Here is a 17,918-nt window from a genome sequence, read left to right as displayed (position 1 = left end):
TCGGGCTGAAAAAACCAGGGCGGAAGACATCGGGCTCAGGGTATTAAACCCGTTTTCTTCAGCTCCGAGTCTTCGAGTCTTCAGCCCTCAGCCCTGGTTTTTTCAGCCCTGGTTCGTTCTAGTTTCTCATTTTCCCAAATGCTCGTTCGGAAGCGGCAATTGTCGAGTCAATAATTTCGTTGGTGTGCGCCAAACCAAAAAAGGCGGCTTCAAATTGCGAGGGAGGGAAATAGACTCCTTCAGCCAGCATCGCATGGAAGAATTTGGCAAATAGTTGGGTATCGCTGGTTTTGGCTGTCTCCCAGTCCGTGACCGGTGTTGACGTAAAAAACAGCGTAAACATAGACCCAACCGAGTTAATTACGGTTTTAAACCCAGCTTTATCGGCAGCGTGACGTAGGCCCTGGACCAGCTTGTTTGAGAGCCGTTCCAGATTGTCATAGACACCTGGTTGCTGCAGGAGTTTGAGCGTGGTCAGTCCTGCCGTCATTGCCAGAGGGTTGCCTGAGAGTGTTCCGGCCTGATACACCGGGCCTAGCGGAGCAACACAATCCATAATCTCTCTTTTTCCACCATAGGCTGCGGCTGGCAGCCCACCGCCCATGATTTTGCCTAAGGTGGTCAGATCCGGCTTAATTCCATACCGCTCCTGTGCTCCACCGTGTGCCAGCCGGAATCCAGTCATGACTTCATCAAAAATCAGCACGGCGCCATAGGTTTGGGTCAATTCCCCCAAGCCCTCCAGGTAGCCAGGTTGTGGGGCCACACACCCCATATTCCCGACGACTGGCTCCACAATGACACAGGCAATATCGTTGGACCAGGTTTCAAATACCTGACGAAGTGTATCCAGGTCATTAAACGGAACAGCGATTGTATGTTGCGCCGTTTCTGGTGGAACGCCGAGGCTGTCAGGCAATCCCAGGGTTGCAACTCCAGAACCAGCTTTGACGAGGAGCGGGTCGCCATGTCCGTGATAGCACCCAATAAATTTGACCAGTTTGTTGCGTCCGGTGTACCCGCGAGCTAAGCGAATCGCACTCATTGTGGCTTCGGTACCGGAGCTAACCATCCGAACCTTTTCAATTGACGGTATCATCGAACAAATCAACTCCGCCATTTCGACTTCAATTTCAGTCGGCGCTCCATAGGACGTACCGCGTTCCAGGGCTTTTCGCAGGGCTTCAAGGACTTCTGGATGGGCATGGCCAAGGATCATCGGTCCCCAGGAGCCGATGTAATCCACAAATCGCCGGCCATCAACATCAGTCAAATATGGACCCTGGGCCGAGCGAATAAACAACGGTGTCCCACCCACACCTCGGAATGCTCGCACTGGACTATTAACTCCGCCCGGAATGACTGTCTGTGCACGCTGAAAAAGCTTTTCTGAACGACTTGTGTCGATCTGTGCCATGTAAAACTCCTTAGTTGCTGGATCCCAAATTGTGTATTTTTGTCGGTTCGGGGCAAGTTTTTGGTTGGCTTCACCCGGTGCAGTGTTTTGTCAAGACAGGCTGGTTCAGGGGGGATAAACCTGTAACTTACAGCCAGCAAAGGGCTTTACCGTTGAACTGGTATTTCGTGAGAGGGATGAATCGGTACCGCTTCGACAAATGTTAATCCAAATCCCTCAATGGCTGTCAACCGCATTGGATGGTTTGTGAGTACTCGAATCTTATGAAGGCCCAATGCGCGCAGGATCTGGGCACCAATTCCATAATCACTGCTGTTGCCATGAGAGAAGTTGACTGGCTGTCCAGGCTGAGCTTCCCGGTGAGCGCGCAGGTGCTTTTCAAGATGTTCACCGCCATCGCTTTGCCGCAAATACAATAAAACCCCGCACCCTTCTTCCGCGATGTGTTTGAGCGCTGACCGGAGCCAACTGCCGGCTGGATCCTGGGTATCTTCAAAGACATCTCCCAAAACTGTTTGTGAGTGAACTCGAACCAGCACTGAGTCCTGGGCGGTAATATTGCCTTTCACCAGCGCCAAATGAACTTCGTGGGTGACTTCACTACGGAACGAACAGGCTTGAAAAGATCCGTAAGGAGTTTCAATCGTTGCTTCAGCGGTCTTTTTGACCAGAACTTCGTTCGTTAGACGATAGCGGATTAAGTCCGCGACGGAAACTATTTTCAGTTTATGTTCCTGGGCAAAGTTCTGAAGTTGGGCAAGGCGGGCCATTGTGCCATCGTCGTTGAGAATTTCACAAATGACTCCGGCTGGCTTGAGTCCCGCCAATCGAGCCAGATCAACACTGGCCTCGGTTTGTCCTGGCCGGACCAGCACCCCACCTCGCCGGGCACGCAAGGGAAAGGTATGGCCAGGTCGAGCCAGATCCTTGGGCGTGGTCTGTGGATCAATGGCGGTCAGGATGGTGGTGGCACGATCAGCGGCTGAAATTCCAGTGGTGACCCCATGTCGGGCTTCGATGGTGACGGTAAAGGCCGTGCCAAACCGGGAGGTGTTGTCGGTAACCTGAAGCGGCAACTGGAGTTCATCGCATCGCTCTTCGGTCAGGGCCAGACAGATCAGGCCGCGTCCGTGCCGCGCCATAAAATTGATCAACTCTGGAGTGACTTTTTCGGCGGCACAGGCCAGGTCGCCTTCGTTTTCACGATCCTCATCGTCAACAATAATGATCAGCTTGCCATCTCGAAGATCTTCAAGCGCTGCTTCAATAGTGGAAAAAGGTGACATAGTTCCATTTTAGGGTTTCGGGGTTCAGGGTTCGGGGTTCAGCAGGATTTCGGGGTTCAGGGTCACCCTCCTCTTTTCTGATTTGTGGTTGGAATGCCACCGTTTGGTACTCATTTTATCGAATGAGAGAAGGTTAAATTATTGGAAAAACTGCATTTTTCCAAACCCCGAACCCTAAACCCTAAATGGTGTTAAAATCCAAGCTCTCGCAACCGGTCGAGCGTCAACGACGATGCTGATGAGGTTGCATCATAGGGACTCCCGGATTGTTTCCGATCCAAAAGCCGCTCCAGATACTTTGCCAGTACATCCGTTTCAAGGTTGACAACATCCCCGCTCTGCAATTTCGGTAAGTTGGTCCAGTTGAGTGTCGTCGGAATGACCGCAACCTCAAACCACTGCTCACTCAATTCAGCCACTGTTAAACTGACGCCATTGACCGCGATACTGCCTTTGAGGGCGAGGTAATGCCCAATCGTCGAAGGGAAGCCAAATCGCATCACCATTGAATTACCCATGGATTTTCGGCTCAGGAACGTACCGGTGGCATCAATGTGCCCCTGAACGATGTGCCCTCCAAGCCGCTGGCCAAGGGCCAGAGCTCGTTCCAGGTTGACGACACTTCCTGGTGCCAGCCAGCCTAGATTAGATTTGGCCAGCGTTTCAGCCGAGACGTCGGCGGTAAACCACTGGTCACCAAAGGCAGTGACCGTTAAACATACACCGTTCACGGCAATGCTGTCGCCACAATGGCTTGCTTCGAGTACCCGTTTGGCGCCAATCAAAACCTGGCCGCCTGAAGCCTGACGCTCCAGCCGTTGAACCGTTCCCAATTCTTCAATGATTCCCGTGAACATAAAGGTGAGTGTGGACCAGGGGAAGGTTGCGGCATTGCTGTTTCCAGTAGGGGGGGCGCTCGGTGCTCACCGCTTAGCCCCGTTGCGCGGGAAATACGTCGTGCCGGTTCAGGGCTGAGGGCGAAAGAGAAATCTTTGGATTGATTTTATCTTTCATCTCTTGCCAGTTCTGGGGGACATAAGCGCCAGGATAAGGAAATGGGAGCCTGTTTGAGACAAGGAGCTGGGGAAACAAGGAGACAAGGAGATTATCCACCCGATGTTGGGAGCGGGAGAATGTTTTTTCTCCGTGTCCCCTTGTCCGCTTGTATCCCCTTGTCCAGATCGGGCTCTGTTCCCTTATCCTGGCGCTTATGGTTCTGGGGGAGGCCATGGTGCTTGTGAAATAACCGTGACCATCCACTCCACAACTTTTTCCGGTGGTAAGCCAGATGTATCAATGTAGATGGCATCATCTGCCTGGAGAAGCGGCGCCATGGCTCGGGTCCGATCTCGATGATCCCGCTCGATGACTTCGGCCTGGATGACATCCAGGGGAGTGCGATCACCTTTGGCTTGTAATTCGGCATACCGCCGCTGGCTTCGGATCTCGACTGATGCATCCAGGAAGAATTTGAAACTGGCGTCGGGAAAGACATAGGTTCCGATATCCCGTCCATCCAGGACAACACTTCCGGTTGCACCCATGTGCCGTTGTTGGGCCACCATGGCCGTTCGGACTCCAGGAACGGCTGAACCGACCGAGGCATAGCGGGTTACCTCAATGGTTCGGATTGCTGTCGTGACATCTTCATCATTTGCCCAGACGCTCAAGTGAAACGGATCACCAGTTAATCGAACCTGGGTGGTATTGGCCAGATTGGTAAGTGCCTGTTCCTGGGATTGCGTGAGCGGGATGGTATGTTCTCCTGGGTGGAGCACCCCGGCTTGCAATCCCAACCAGGCAATTGCCCGATACATCGCGCCAGTATCAATATAGAGCGCGCCCAGCCGAGCCGCCAGCATTTTACCGACGGTGCTTTTACCGGCTCCAGCCGGGCCGTCAATGGCAATCACGAGGTGATTACGGGGGATACTTGACACTTTTCCATGACTGATGGCCTCTGTGCTGCCTGATGTTCCCATCACTGGCAGATTGTGGGGCCATAGAAAGATCGCCTGTCTGCTCAGAGCGTGACGGCAAACAGGCGAACAGCGGGAAATGATATTGGTACGTGCGCTCCCTTTTGGTTGAAAAGGGGAGATCAAATCCTTTTGGAGCAGTTTTTTCTTGATACTGGGCAATCACAGGCCAGTGTGTTTTTAAACCGCACGCGCCACTACGAGGTACTGGGGACGAGCCCGCCTTCAAGCCTTGACTGATCAACAGCTTAAGGAGGTGAGTTCCGTCTGGGAACTGGATTCATCTGGATCCCCAGATAAAAGCTTTACCAAACACCAGCCTGTGCCACACCTGACCTGTTCTGGCACTCAGATTGGTTAGTCGCCGCTGACCGCCTGTTGGGCCGGAGCACAATACGTGTTGAGCCCTTTGACAATTTCGGCGGCAATTGCCTGTGCGCTGCGATGTTCAATTTGGTGGCGTTCGAGCTTAAACACCACTTCACCATCCTTCAAAAGCCAGACGGATGGAGATGATGGGGCAAAGCCGGTAAAGTAAGTTCGGGCGCGTTCCGTAGCTTCGCGGTCCTGGCCAGCAAAAACGGTTGTCACGTGATCTGGCTGTGCGGCTGCGGTTTGCAGTCCTTGAACCACGCCTGGCCGAGCGGCCCCGGCGGCACACCCACACACTGAATTGACAACAACCAGCACGGTGCCCTGACGAGGAGACAGGACTTGATCAACTTCGGCTGGGGTTCGCAGCTCCCGAACGCCGTGATGAGTTAACTCTTCACGCATCATCTGAACTGCTTTTCCCATGTCATATCCGTAAAGCATAGGGTTCCTTCTTCTAAAAGCTTAGCCTGATCAATGATAACGTGAACAGGGACAGTCAGGGACAAGTCCTTATTCGTCTTCGTCGTCATCATCATAGTAGTCGTCGTCTTCGTCGTCTTCATAGTCTTCGCGCAAATCCAGTTCAACTGGATCGAGCCCAACCACGACGAGTTCGGCGCCACATTCATCGCACTCAGTGTACTCTCCCTTATCAATCTCTTCACTCACGTGAACATCGGCCCCACATTCAGGGCAACTTCCTCTTGGCATATGCGAAACACCTCGCTCAATAAAATGTGAATAATGTTGCTGTTGTAACTTGAGTTCCGTTCAGCTCTCGGTGGCTGGAGTGGCTTGAATTGCCTGGAAAGTGGGCAAAATGTAATCCAAGCCCTTTCGAATTGCAACCACCCAAAACTTTTTGCCCGATTGAATGGTGATCATCCCAAGCTCCCGTCCTGTGCCTGTCTGTGCCGAATGAATCGGAGTCCTTTGAGTGAGGATCAGATTGATTGGCCAGAAGCGGTCGAACAGAAGCATTGACGCATCTGGCAAGGCGGCGTAGAGTCTCACCTGCTCACAACCTCAATCAGATACTTCGCTTCTGAGTACATCCGGTGGCCACATCCGCTGCTACACATCATCACTTCTGACGTTGTTTCAGGACATTCCTTCGGCCTGGTGGGTTGAAAAACACCAGTTCAACGGGAACCCCTGAGGTGTGCCAGTGGGCAACTCGTCGCGAATTTCAGCGAAACGGGAGGGGGATTTCACCCATCCCGGGCATTATTACTGTCTGCGGGAATGTTTTGCTATGGCTACACAGAAATCGCAACTGTTGGCTGAGTTACAAAATTTGGAAAAACAGGCAGCTCACCTGGCCTCTCATCCAACGACTCCGTCACACGAGCAGGAACTTGATACTTTGCGGGAGCGCATCCAGTCGCTTCAAACACAAATTTTGGGAAGTGCGACGGCAACTCCCCCAGGATTGACCCCGATTGAAAAGGTTCGATTGGCCCGTCATCCAGAACGTCCATATACGCTGGAACTGGTTCAGGAACTCTTTACCGATTTTCAGGAAATGCATGGTGATCGCCGATATGCGGATGATCCGGCCATGGTCTGCGGCTTTGCCCGTTTTCAGGGTGAACCGATACTGGTTGTTGGCCACCAGAAGGCCAATGTGACCGGGCGAAAGATGGAGGACCGCAAGTATCGCAACTTTGGCATGCCCAAACCTGAAGGCTATCGCAAAGCGCTCCGGGCGATGCAGTTTGCCGCCAAGTTTGGCCGTCCGATTTTCAGTTTGATTGACACCCCAGGTGCCTATCCTGGGATTGATGCCGAAGAGCGCGGTCAGGCCGAAGCAATTGCCCGCAATTTGATTGAGATGGCCCGGTTGCCGGTGCCGATCATCATCACAGTTCTTGGCGAAGGCGGTTCTGGCGGCGCCCTGGCAATTGGAGTTGGGGACCGCGTCAACATGCTGGAAAATGCGGTGTATTCGGTTATTACTCCCGAAGGTTGTGCCGCGATTTTATGGAAAGATGCTGCCAAGGCTGACCGGGCCGCGGCGAGTCTGAAAATCACGGCGCAGGAACTCAAAGCCATCAATCTGATTGATGAAGTGATTCCTGAGCCTGGGGAAGGGGCACATACCGATCACCAGCGGACAGCGAAACTGCTTCAACCCTGTCTGGAACGCCAGCTTGCCGAACTCAAACCCCTTTCTGTCCAGGATCTGTTGCAAAAGCGGTATGAAAAATTCCGGTGCATGGGGGTCTTTACCGAACTCTAGTCATAATGGGGGTTCCGGCTTCGGCCCCGTCAACCCGCCCGGTGTCACAGCGGTGTCAAACCCCCGCACTCCACATCCATGATTGATGTTGAAAACGCCAAGCTCAATCTAACCGCCAAATCACTTCCATCCGAAAAAGCTCCAGCGAAAACCGCTCCCAGAGTTTCAACGATTGAATGGGTGCAATATGCAATTGTCTGGACAATTCTCAAGGGCCTGACATGCCTGCCTCGTCAGGCTGCGATCTTCTTCGGAGAGCAACTGGCCGCGTTTATTTTCTTCTGTATTCCACGATTACATCGGGTGGGATTGCGCAATCTGGAGCTCGCTTTCCCTGAAAAAACCGTTGCTGAACGAAAGACCATCCTCAAGCAGTCCCTTCACAGTCTTGGCCGGCAGCTTGGCGAATTCAGCCAGCTTCCGAAACTCACCGTTGAAATGGTTCGATCCCTGGTTGTGTATGATGGATTGGAGCATTTTCAGTCGGCCCAGGCCCACGGAAAAGGAGTTCTGGTTCTAACCGGTCACTTTGGAAGCTGGGAACTCAGTGCTTTTTCACATGCCCTGTATGGGCATCCGATGAACATTCTGGTTCGCCGGATTGACAACCCGCTGATTGAAGCGCTGGTCAATCGGTACCGGACCTGTTCCGGCAACCACACCATTGACAAAAATGGATCAGCCAGGGCTATTTTGACCGCTTTGCGCAATCGTGAAACCGTCGGTGTCCTGGCTGATTTAAATATGGTCCGCAATCAGGGCGTCTTTTGTGACTTTTTTGGTCTTTCCGCCTGTTCAACTCCGATGCTGGCAACGTTGGCTTTGCGTACCGGCGCACCTGTCGTCCCAGGGTTTTTGATCTGGGAAGCTGATCAAAAACGATATCGCCTGCAGTTTGATCCAGCCGTGGAGTTGATCGAAACCGGTGATTCCAAACACGATATCGAAGAAAACACCGCCCGGTTCATGAAAATCATTGAGCGGAAAGTGCAGGCTCATCCTGAACAATGGCTGTGGATTCATCGCCGCTGGAAAACCCGCCCTGAAGGCGACCCAGGTCTGTATTAGGGCTGAAGAAGTCGGGCTGAGGGCTTGGGGCTGAGAAAACCAGGGCTTGGGGCTGAGGGCTGAAGACGCCGGGCTTAAGGCATTTAACCCTTTTTCTTCAGTCCCAAGCCCCAAGCCCCAAGCCCAATGTCTTCAGCCCTGAGCCCTGGTTTCTTCAGCCCCAAGCCCCAAGCCCAATGTCTTCAGCCCTGAGCCCTGATCCCTGAGCCCTGAGCCCTGGTTTCTTCAGCCCCAAGCCCAATGTCTTCAGCCCTGAGCCCTGGTTTCTTCAGCCCCCAAATCAAAACTGTTCAAACTGTCCTTCCACGATTACACTTTCCTCACCAGCCCTGTTCCTTCCACCCACAACACGATTGATCGAAATTAACCGGCAGACGGCGGTCTTCCTGCCATTCCTTTGTCGGCAGATCCTGCCGCACAGAAAGGGATCTCTGTACTATGAAGTGCCCATTTTGCGGACACCTGGAGGATAAAGTTGTTGATTCCCGCGAGAGCCGTGAAGGTGATGTCATTCGCCGTCGTCGAGAATGCCTCAAGTGCGAGCGGCGGTTTACGTCTTATGAGCGAATTGATGAAATTCCCTACATGGTTGTCAAAAAAGATGGTCGCCGTGAACCTTTTGACCGCCAGAAAGTACTGGCTGGTTTGCTTCGGGCCTGTGAAAAACGACCAATCAGTATGTCGAAGCTTGAAAGCATCGTGGTGGCAGTTGAAACCTTTGTGCAGGAGTCACGTGATCGGGAGCAATCAACCGAAAAAATCGGGGAAATGATTATGCGCAGACTCAAGGAACTCGACAAAGTTGCCTACGTCCGCTTTGCTTCGGTGTACCTTGAATTCAAAGATGTCACGGAGTTTATGGAGGAACTCAAATCCTTGATGAAAAACCCGACGTCACTCGAATCCACAACCTCACCGGCCAAATCAAGTCGGAAGACCAAAAAAGGTGAATCGTGAATCAACAGTGAGTAGCGAGTCGCGCGTAGTAAAAAGCGATTGAACACTCGAAGAGTTGCGTCGCGAATCATAAACTGTGAGAAGCAGGTTGGAACCCAGGCAATTTTGCCTGATCCAGATTGAATTTGGGCGCTTAACCTTGAATACTGAGTCATAATAAAGAATCGTTGTTTTACGACTCGCTACTTGCTACTCGCCACTCGCTCTATTTCGCTCGTATCTCCAAAGGAGCTTCAACCTCAATGCCTCTCCTTATTTACAAAGATAATCAGGAACTTGGCCCGTTTGATGAAGCTGACATTGCCGACAGGTTGCGGCGAGGGGAGCTTTCTCCAAATGATCTGGGGCGGTATTCCCAGTCCTCACAGTGGATGCCATTAAGTACCTTTTTTCCACCTGATCCAATGGCACAACCTGGATCGTCTGGATGGACCGAAGCTGCTACCCAGCAAATTCCCTACCCACCGTCATCTCCATATTCGACCAATCCCACCGGTTCGTCACCCTACACACCACCACCCGCGCCCAACCTTGTTTACCCATCTGGACCGATGCCCCTCGGCTCCGCTCCCAGCCCAACGAAGCTGCCTCAGATCGGAATGGTGCTCGGGGTGATTACCGCCTCGTTGATGGTCGTTGGGTTGGTGCCCTGTCTGGGATGGGTGAACTGGATCACAATTTTAGTCGGACTGGTCTCGCTGGTGATCTGTTTGATTCCACTGGCTACTGAAAAAAATCCCCAGGCCCGGAACAAAGCCATGGTTGGAATTTTATTAACTGGGGCCGCACTCGTCATTGGAATGATTCGCCTGTTCTTCGGTGGCGGCTGTTTTTGAATGAAAAATGAAGAAAAGATTTAGTGGTTAGTGGTTAGTGGTTAGTGGTTAGTGGTTAGTGGTTAGTGGTTAGAAATCAATAGTTTCGAAGAAGAACCAAGAACCAAGAACCAAGAACCAAGAACCAAGAACCAAGAACCAAGAACCAGCCACTAACCACTAACCACTAACCACTTCTTCATTCTTACCTTATGTCCAACCCAAGAAGTACCTGGCCAACGCTGAAAGACTGGTGGGACGCCCTGCGATGGGTGTTCCTGGTGTTTACCGTGGTGGTGGCCTTGACGCTGGCCGGGTCGTTTGTATCTTATGAAACCGTGCTGAGCAGCGGGCATCCCTGGTTGCCACGAACCCACTGCAGTGGTTGCCTTTTCTGTGGCATGACCCGTAGTTTTTGCGCGCTCTCAAGCGGACATTGGACTGAGGCAGTGCGGTGGAATCGTGGGGGGCCGATTTTGTACGCTGCAGGTTGGGTATGGATGGTCGGAAGTGTAGTCATCTTGTGTCGGTTAGTTCGTACCAGGTTCAGGTTACAGGTTGTCACTGATTCATAATTCAAAATCCCATGAAAACACTTTACTTTGATTGCTTTGCCGGTGCCAGCGGAGATATGACCATCGGGGCGCTCCTGCATCTCGGGGTTGATTTTGAAGTGCTTGAACGGGAGCTGCGCAAGCTGGATCTTGGCGACTATGAGTTGTCGGTTCAATCTGTTTCGCGAGCCCAGATTTCCGGAGTCAAATTTGATGTCACGATCAATGGCCAACTCGAAAAACCAGCACCGCTTGATACCAGTCATCACCATCACGAGTCCACCGGAACCCATTCCCACGATCACTCACATCACGAACATTCCCATATCCCTGCCGACCACATCCAGGCGACTCATGGTCAGGTTCAGGCTGATGTTCACGCCCATCGAACCGTCGCCGATATTCATCATCTGATTGACAACGCTGGACTTTCCACGTGGGTTACTCAGCAGGCCAAAGCCATTTTTGGGCGGCTTGCCGAAGCTGAAGGCAAGGTTCACGGTGTGTCTCCGGCTCAGGTGCATTTTCATGAAGTCGGTGCGGTTGATGCCATTATTGATATTGTTGGGGCATGTATTGGTTTTGAACTTCTTGAAATTGAGCAGTTTGTGGCCTCTCCGCTCCAGGTTGGCTTCGGTTTTGTCAAGTGTGCCCACGGACGCTATCCAATCCCGGCGCCGGGCACTGCCGAACTGCTCAAAGGCGTCCCAATTTATTCGCTCGATATCGAAGGTGAATTTGTGACGCCAACCGGGGCAGCGATTGTGACGACTTTGTGTTCTCACTACTCACGAATCCCAAATTTCACACCTGAAAAAATTGGATATGGAGCTGGCGGTCGCGATTTCCCACGGTTTCCCAATATGTTACGGCTGATGGTCGGCCAAACGGAGGAATCAAAATCAGTTCATCCGATTGTCCACCCTACTGCTCGGGCCCTGGCGTCATCCATCACAGTACTCGAAGCCAACATAGACGATATGAACCCCCAGGTCTTTGGCCATGTGATGAATTTGTTGTTGACTCAGGGCGCGCTTGATGTTTTTTACACACCAGTTCAAATGAAGAAAAACCGTCCTGGCACTTTGTTAACCGTGCTGTGCCAGGATCATCTTGTGAAAGAATTGACGGGATTGGTGCTGCGTGAGACAACCACCCTTGGTGTTCGCTCTTACAAGGTTGACCGGCAGATTCTGGATCGTCAGATACTTACGGTTGAGACTGAATTTGGACCGATTCGGATGAAAGTTGCGATGTCGAATGGAAAAGTGCTGAAAGCGATGCCTGAATATGACGATTGTCACCGGCAGGCGCTGGAAGCTCAGGTTCCGTTGATGGTTGTGCAATCAGCCGCCCTGACTGCCTTTTTGGGAATGAAGAATGAAGAAGTGGTTAGTGGTTAGTGGCTAGTGGCTAGTAGCTAGTGGTTAGTTCTTGGTTCTTGGTTCTTGGTTCTTCTTCGAAAGTATTGATTTCTAACCACTAACCACTAACCACTAAAAGGATTCTTCATTCTGATTTGATTATCCTTATGCGTTGGAATGGACTTCTGCTCATCTGTGCGTTTGTGATTGGGCTCTTGTCGCCTGACAAGACAGTTGCGCAGATTTACCGCTTTACGTCCTACACCGCCAGCATGGGGTTGCCAGGGAATACTATTTATTGCCTGTATCAGGATCGCCAGGGCTATATCTGGTTTGGGACTGACAGCGGTGCCTGTCGCTATGATGGCGCCAATTTCACGACGTTTGGCGTTCAACAAGGACTGGCGGATAGTAGCGTTCGGACTATCTTTGAGGATCGAAAAGGCCGCCTGTGGTTTTGTACCATGCGCGGCCTGAGTTGTTTTGAGCAGGGAAAATTTACGAACTACACCACGGCTCAAGGGTTGCTGGATGATCATGTCTACTCGGGGTTGGAGTCACCAGATGGAAGTCTTTGGCTGGGTACCGCCGCCGGGTTAAGCCACTTTGATGGCCAACGGTTTGTCCATTTCGGGAAAGAAGCCGGGCTCCCCAACTGGCCTATCTGGAGTTTGGCCCAGGATTCGGCTGGAACAGTCTGGTTTGTGACTCGTGGCGGAGGAGTCGGAAAATTTAACGGCACCACGGCGACAGTATATACCCTGGCTGACGGGCTGCCCGGAGAGAGTGCGTTTGATGTTGATATTGACCCGTTTGGTGGGGTTTGGTTTGCCACCAACGGCGGCCCCTGCTTTTTTGATGGAACCACATTTCGCACCTACACCACCAAAGACGGGCTCAACAGCCCTCAAGCCGGCAAGATTCTGATTGACCGATATCATCGCATTTGGTGCGCAATGTTTGGCGGTGGAATCAATCGAATTGATCCAGATGGCGTCAAAATCTTTGATCGGGCCAATGGGATTCCGAACGATATGTTGACAGCGGTGCTTGAAGATTACGAAGGGAATCTCTGGTTTGGGACTCAGTCAAACGGAGCCTTTCGATTTAGCAGCGAAGTGTTTGCCAGCTATACTGCCGCCCATGGTCTTGGTGATGGGCGGATTACGGGAATTGCTGAAACCCCGGATGAACAGGTGTGGATTGCCACCGCCACCAACGGATTATTTGCGCTAAACCCAAAAACCGGCGCCACCCGGCATTTGGGAATCAAGGAAGGCTTGCTTGAAGAAACACTCTGGTCGCTGTTTGCTGATTCACATCGCCGCATCTGGGTTGGCGGGTACAACGGCGTTACCTGTCTGGATGGTCAAAAAACTCAGACGTTCACTCGTCAGCAAATGGGATTACGCGAACGCGTGACTGCCATCAGCGAAGATCAACAAGGCCGAATCTGGTTTGGCTCCTATCCAACCACCAGCAACGGAATTGCCGTGTATGACGGCCAGAAATTTTCCTTGATGACAACGAACCAGGGATTGCTCCAAAATCCGATCAATACTTTGACTCGTGGGCCGGATGGTTCCATTTGGATTTCCTCTGACAAAGGGTTGAGCCATTTTGATGGAACCCAGTTTTCACACTACCGGATTGGACAGGGCTTGCCTGGAAATCGGGCGCAATATGCCTATTTTGATCCGACTGGCACCCTCTGGGTCGGAACGGATGGTGGCTTATCCCGGCTGGTGGGCACGACCTTTACCAGCTTTACCACCAATGACGGGTTGCCCAGTAATGCCGTGCGGGCAATTGTGAGCGGTGATGGAAAGTTATGGATTGGCACTACCCGTGGGATTTCGGCGTATGATGGCCAAACTTTCCGCAATTATTCGACCAAAGATGGGTTAGCCAGTGATGATATTGGGTTTGGGCTGGCCCTCCGGCGGCGTGATGGAACCATTTGGTTTGGCACTGGCGAAGGCGTGGTGCGATACCAAACGGCACTTGATGTTGCGCGAGCCATGATCCCACGATTGGCACTGGCACCGGTGCTGGTTGAAGAAAAGCCGGTTCAGCTCATCTCACAAACTGAGGCGACCCGGTTTCGGTTGCCGGTACTCTCTCATCATCAAAATGACGTTTCTTTCGAATTTTTGTGTTTGTCGTTCACGGATGAAACCGCGATTCGCTACAGCTATCAACTTGAAGGTCTTGACAGTACCTGGTCTCTGGAAACAGCCAACCGGATTGCCCGCTATGCCAATTTGATGCCGGGTGACTATCGGTTTCTGGTCAAAGCCAAAGCGGCTTCTGGGGTGTGGAGCCAGGTTTCCACGATTGAATTCACCATCAAGCCTCCGTTTTGGAATGCCTGGTGGTTTCAACTGGCTGGAATTTTCCTGGTGAGCGGTAGTATTTACGGCGGTTACCTGCTGCGGATTCGTGGATTGCGGCTCCGCGAAGAACAGCGCATTGCCCATTTGCAACAGTTGCAGGAGCAAAAACTGGAACATCTGCGCCAGCTTCAGCAACAGCGGGTCGAATATCTGTCTCAGATTCACGAAGAACGATTACAGGGCATGCGGCAATTGCTGGAAAGTATTCGGCTGATCAATTCCAAGCTTGACCTGACAATTGTTTTGCAAAATATCGTCGAAGAAAGCGCCCGGCTGGTAGGTGGCGAACCGGGAGGGATTGGCTTACTCGAAGGAGACGAGGTTCGGTTTCACCGTCTCTGGGCCACCGACCACTGGGAAGATAGCCTGCTCACGTTCAAAATCGGTGAAGGGGTTGCCGGTCGAGTTGCCGAGACGAAACAAACCATGATTGTGGATGATCCGCGCCACTCACCATATATCACCCAACCTGAGACGCTTGATGTCTACCAGGTCGAAGGAATGATGGAGGTGCCGATTGTGTCACGTGATGGTCAGGTGGTGGGAGTGCTTGATATCCGTCATCGGGCAGGATCCCCACCCTTTAGCGACAATGATCGGCAACTGGTCGAATCTCTGGCCAATCAGGCGGCGGTGGCGCTTGAAAATGCGGCACTCTATGGAGTGGTTGAAGAAAAGAAAAATGAACTGGAAGCCAAAAACCTGGTCATTGTCGAGTCAATGAACGAACTCGAAAAGCTCTATAAACAGGAACACGAATTTGCGGGCAAGCTCAAAGAGCTGGACCAGATGAAGACCAATTTCATGATTGTCACTTCGCACGAAATGCGGACGCCGCTCACGGTCCTGCGTGGATATTGCGAGGCATTGCTGGATGAATATCTTGGTCCCCTGACCGAAGCCCAACGAGTGTCGGTGACCACCTGTCACCGGATGGTTGACCGATTGACTCGTAGCTTTAACGACATTCTGGAAATGGTCAAAATCAACGCTGGCCAGATGACGCTCAAACCGAAAGTATTTCATTTGAATACCGCTGTGAGCAACGTGCTGGCTGAGTTAAACACGTTTATTGAGCAACGCAAACAACAGGTGAAAGTCGAAATCCCTGATCAGTTAACTATCTCGGCAGACTGCGAAAAAGTTGAGTTGGTCTTGATCAATGTCATTCAAAATGCAATTAAGTTCACCCCAGACCATGGTGAAATTCAGGTTGTTGTCACCCGGGAAGCCGGGTCCGTTCATATCCTGATCCAGGATTCTGGTATTGGGATTGATGCGGTGGACCTGACCCACATTTTTGATAAGTTTTATACGAATCGGGATCCTTCGACGCATCGGTCAGGACGCTTTGAGTTTTCAGCCCGCGGGACAGGGCTTGGGCTGGCAATTGCAAAAAGCTATGTCGAAGCCCACAACGGTCAGATCTGGGCTGAATCAAACGGAGTCGGAACCGGCAGCACCTTTCACATTGTGCTTCCCCTTGGTCTGCGTCCAGACACCATGACCAGTGAACTGACCGACTTGAGACATCGGGCTGAAGAAGTTGAGCTGAAGAAGTCGGGCTGAGAAAACCAGGGCTAAGGGCTTATGGGGCTTGGGGCTGAAGACTCGCAAGCTCGGGGCTGAAAAAAACGGGTTCAATACCCTGAGCCCAACTTCTTCAGCCCCAAGCCCTGGTGTTTGCAGCCCCAGGCCCTGAGCCCGAGCATTGTTCAGCCCCACAATTCAATTCCAGGCCACACAACATATTACTTGCAGGAGTTTCCAACCCCATGCTCAAACGTCTGGTTGTTGGCGTGTGTCTTTTTCTCTGGATTGCATTCGTCTTTATGAATGAATCCCAAAGTTTGACCAGTTTTTCAGTGACTGCCGCGCAAAATCCGCCGTCGGTTCCTGTGCAGGAACCGGCAAAAACCATTGATAAGGAAAAGATTGTTCAGGACTTGCTCAAAAAAATTGCTGGCCAGGAAAACAAACCGGCAGAGGAAGTCTTCAAAAATATTCAATTGTTAAAAGGAATCCCTGCCGGGCGACTGGTGGTGATGATGAATATGGGCTATAGCCGCGCACTTGGAGTGGATTGCACCCATTGCCACACGCTTGACCAGTGGGAAAAAGACGATAAAACGGAAAAGCTGATTGCCCGCGAGATGGTCAAAATGACCAGCACGATCAACAACGAGCAGTTAAAGAACATCAAAAACCTGAAAGGCCCTAACCCGATTGTCAATTGCACCACCTGCCACCGGGGCCAAACCAAACCGGCTCTGAATTTGAAGTAATACCAGTTTGTAGCCAGTCGTCAGTCGTTCTGAGTTTATTTAACTGAGTACAAGTCCCCATAAATGGGGGATGGAATTTAGGTTCTTTAATCGAATCAAATCGGTTTTCGCCCGGATGGGCGGTGGAAAGTAGCCGGTGGGCAGCCTGCTTTGAGGCGCACCCACCGGAATTCGAGCCAGGAGAGGTTCGCGCCCGGAGGGCGCTGGAACCGCGGGGAGCGGAACCCAGCGGGAGAAAAGACTGAACGAACTTCCAGCGCCCATCCGAGCGCGAGGCAGGATGGGGCGATGATCCGGTGGTAGCGCCCAAAGCGACAAAAGCTCAGACCCCATTGAAGTCTTTGGATTTCTTTTTCGTGTTTTTCGTGTATTTCGTGGTTTCCTGTTCTGAAATTGGATCTCTCCGGGTGACTTTCGATAAAAACGGGAAGTTGTATTTTTACAGTCCCTTAGTAAACCAGGCAAATAATGGAGGTTAAAAATGTTACGACTGTTTCTGTGCCTGATCCTTTGCTGCAATCCGTTGCAGTCTGAGCACCCTGCGTCTTTCTACATTAAGGTGGAGGCAAACACGGAATATCACTCACGTTATATTTTCAGTCGGACGGACATCATTCCTGAGGACAAACTCTTTCCTGAGGGCCAAACGAGCGCTCCGATTGAGTGTCTGGTAGAGGAATTGAAGGCTGCTGGAATATATGACCATGTCGAGGCTGAGTTGCAATTTACCGATGAAGAAAAGGTACGCATCTTGTTGCTTGATACAGCATTGCGCCAAGATATTGAGGAAGTGACCATTTCCAGGGTACAGGTTGTTGGTTTTCCTGAGATTGACACTTCAATCTTTCAAAAAGTACTGCTCAAAAAGGGCGTGAAGCCCAACCTTCCATTCTTTCGATTTTCATTTAACCAGTTGGAAGAAAAGGTCCGCCGGGCATTGATTGCGGCATATCCCCGAAACAAGCTCAAGGAAGACGAAGATAGATCATATTTACTCTCTTTTAGACCTGACGGAGACAAGAATGTAATGTTAGTTGTTACATCTGGGTACCTGGGGTGTAAATAATGCTTGAACAGCCATATAGCATTTCAGAAAAATGTTCAGAGTATCGTCTTTAGACGAGAGGGTTTTATCGTTCGTCCCACTCGGCAAATCTCACGCCTGAAGGCGTTACTCTGA

At 51.6% G+C, this 17,918-nt stretch carries 15 protein-coding genes; 9 read left to right on the top strand and 6 right to left on the bottom strand.

Translation table 11 applies throughout. The features are described from left to right. Nucleotides 1–118 precede the first annotated feature (118 nt). The 6 genes from hemL to HY774_02565 form a co-directional block, all read right to left on the bottom strand. The gene (gene hemL, locus HY774_02590) at nucleotides 119–1,408 is read right to left on the bottom strand and encodes a glutamate-1-semialdehyde 2,1-aminomutase (protein MBI4747346.1); all 1,290 of its coding nucleotides are present in this window, start codon (nucleotides 1,406–1,408) and stop codon (nucleotides 119–121) included. A gap of 155 nt (nucleotides 1,409–1,563) precedes the next feature. After that, a complete protein-coding gene (ribB, locus tag HY774_02585) occupies nucleotides 1,564–2,703 on the bottom strand; it encodes a 3,4-dihydroxy-2-butanone-4-phosphate synthase (protein ID MBI4747345.1) in 1,140 nt (379 codons plus the stop codon). A 191-nt stretch (nucleotides 2,704–2,894) separates the two neighbouring features. After that, nucleotides 2,895–3,560, bottom strand: a complete 666-nt coding sequence (locus HY774_02580; GenBank protein MBI4747344.1) for a riboflavin synthase — start codon at nucleotides 3,558–3,560, stop codon at nucleotides 2,895–2,897. 351 nt (nucleotides 3,561–3,911) lie between these two features. Then, complete coding sequence (locus HY774_02575; protein MBI4747343.1) at nucleotides 3,912–4,685, bottom strand: (d)CMP kinase; 774 nt, start codon at nucleotides 4,683–4,685, stop codon at nucleotides 3,912–3,914. Nucleotides 4,686–5,039: 354 nt separating this feature from the next. Then, on the bottom strand, nucleotides 5,040–5,480 hold the full coding sequence (locus HY774_02570) for a BrxA/BrxB family bacilliredoxin (protein MBI4747342.1): 441 nt from the start codon (nucleotides 5,478–5,480) through the stop codon (nucleotides 5,040–5,042). Nucleotides 5,481–5,567: 87 nt separating this feature from the next. Further along, nucleotides 5,568–5,768, bottom strand: coding sequence for a hypothetical protein (locus tag HY774_02565; protein ID MBI4747341.1), 201 nt, complete (start codon nucleotides 5,766–5,768; stop codon nucleotides 5,568–5,570). A gap of 544 nt (nucleotides 5,769–6,312) precedes the next feature. On the opposite strand from HY774_02565, the gene HY774_02560 reads away from it, so the two are divergent. From HY774_02560 to HY774_02520, 9 genes are all read left to right on the top strand, one after another. Further along, the gene (locus HY774_02560) at nucleotides 6,313–7,299 is read left to right on the top strand and encodes an acetyl-CoA carboxylase carboxyltransferase subunit alpha (protein ID MBI4747340.1); all 987 of its coding nucleotides are present in this window, start codon (nucleotides 6,313–6,315) and stop codon (nucleotides 7,297–7,299) included. 78 nt (nucleotides 7,300–7,377) lie between these two features. Further along, nucleotides 7,378–8,367, top strand: a complete 990-nt coding sequence (locus HY774_02555; GenBank protein ID MBI4747339.1) for a lysophospholipid acyltransferase family protein — start codon at nucleotides 7,378–7,380, stop codon at nucleotides 8,365–8,367. Nucleotides 8,368–8,805: 438 nt separating this feature from the next. After that, nucleotides 8,806–9,324: a transcriptional repressor NrdR gene (nrdR, locus tag HY774_02550; protein ID MBI4747338.1), complete on the top strand. Its 519-nt coding sequence runs from the start codon at nucleotides 8,806–8,808 to the stop codon at nucleotides 9,322–9,324. 242 nt (nucleotides 9,325–9,566) lie between these two features. Continuing rightward, nucleotides 9,567–10,160 (top strand): hypothetical protein, encoded by a 594-nt coding sequence (locus HY774_02545; protein MBI4747337.1) that lies wholly within the window; start codon nucleotides 9,567–9,569, stop codon nucleotides 10,158–10,160. Nucleotides 10,161–10,351: 191 nt separating this feature from the next. Next, the gene (locus tag HY774_02540) at nucleotides 10,352–10,714 is read left to right on the top strand and encodes a DUF2752 domain-containing protein (GenBank protein ID MBI4747336.1); all 363 of its coding nucleotides are present in this window, start codon (nucleotides 10,352–10,354) and stop codon (nucleotides 10,712–10,714) included. 11 nt (nucleotides 10,715–10,725) lie between these two features. After that, a complete protein-coding gene (gene larC / locus HY774_02535; protein MBI4747335.1) occupies nucleotides 10,726–12,096 on the top strand; it encodes a nickel pincer cofactor biosynthesis protein LarC in 1,371 nt (456 codons plus the stop codon). Nucleotides 12,097–12,224: 128 nt separating this feature from the next. Next, complete coding sequence (locus tag HY774_02530; protein ID MBI4747334.1) at nucleotides 12,225–16,022, top strand: GAF domain-containing protein; 3,798 nt, start codon at nucleotides 12,225–12,227, stop codon at nucleotides 16,020–16,022. Nucleotides 16,023–16,228: 206 nt separating this feature from the next. Continuing rightward, nucleotides 16,229–16,738 (top strand): c-type cytochrome, encoded by a 510-nt coding sequence (locus HY774_02525; protein ID MBI4747333.1) that lies wholly within the window; start codon nucleotides 16,229–16,231, stop codon nucleotides 16,736–16,738. Nucleotides 16,739–17,219: 481 nt separating this feature from the next. Next, complete coding sequence (locus tag HY774_02520; protein ID MBI4747332.1) at nucleotides 17,220–17,804, top strand: hypothetical protein; 585 nt, start codon at nucleotides 17,220–17,222, stop codon at nucleotides 17,802–17,804. Nucleotides 17,805–17,918: the final 114 nt, after the last annotated feature.

The sequence above is a fragment of the Acidobacteriota bacterium genome, from assembly GCA_016208495.1.
Classification (GTDB): Bacteria; Acidobacteriota; Blastocatellia; order Chloracidobacteriales; family Chloracidobacteriaceae; genus JACQXX01.
The sequence above is the reverse complement of the archived record's forward strand: the minus strand, read 5'-3'. Positions and strand labels throughout refer to the sequence as shown.

Bases quoted from the DNA above. Each gene is read 5' to 3' on its own strand.
- ribB (MBI4747345.1), bottom strand. From the start codon at position 2,703: ATGTCACCTTTTTCCACTATTGAAGCAGCGCTTGAAGATCTTCGAGAT.
- HY774_02520 (MBI4747332.1), top strand. From the start codon at position 17,220: ATGTTACGACTGTTTCTGTGCCTGATCCTTTGCTGCAATCCGTTGCAG.
- HY774_02580 (MBI4747344.1), bottom strand. From the start codon at position 3,560: ATGTTCACGGGAATCATTGAAGAATTGGGAACGGTTCAACGGCTGGAG.
- HY774_02565 (MBI4747341.1), bottom strand. From the start codon at position 5,768: ATGCCAAGAGGAAGTTGCCCTGAATGTGGGGCCGATGTTCACGTGAGT.
- nrdR (MBI4747338.1), top strand. From the start codon at position 8,806: ATGAAGTGCCCATTTTGCGGACACCTGGAGGATAAAGTTGTTGATTCC.
- larC (MBI4747335.1), top strand. From the start codon at position 10,726: ATGAAAACACTTTACTTTGATTGCTTTGCCGGTGCCAGCGGAGATATG.
- HY774_02545 (MBI4747337.1), top strand. From the start codon at position 9,567: ATGCCTCTCCTTATTTACAAAGATAATCAGGAACTTGGCCCGTTTGAT.
- HY774_02570 (MBI4747342.1), bottom strand. From the start codon at position 5,480: ATGGGAAAAGCAGTTCAGATGATGCGTGAAGAGTTAACTCATCACGGC.
- HY774_02555 (MBI4747339.1), top strand. From the start codon at position 7,378: ATGATTGATGTTGAAAACGCCAAGCTCAATCTAACCGCCAAATCACTT.
- HY774_02525 (MBI4747333.1), top strand. From the start codon at position 16,229: ATGCTCAAACGTCTGGTTGTTGGCGTGTGTCTTTTTCTCTGGATTGCA.
- HY774_02540 (MBI4747336.1), top strand. From the start codon at position 10,352: ATGTCCAACCCAAGAAGTACCTGGCCAACGCTGAAAGACTGGTGGGAC.
- HY774_02560 (MBI4747340.1), top strand. From the start codon at position 6,313: ATGGCTACACAGAAATCGCAACTGTTGGCTGAGTTACAAAATTTGGAA.
- HY774_02575 (MBI4747343.1), bottom strand. From the start codon at position 4,685: ATGGGAACATCAGGCAGCACAGAGGCCATCAGTCATGGAAAAGTGTCA.
- HY774_02530 (MBI4747334.1), top strand. From the start codon at position 12,225: ATGCGTTGGAATGGACTTCTGCTCATCTGTGCGTTTGTGATTGGGCTC.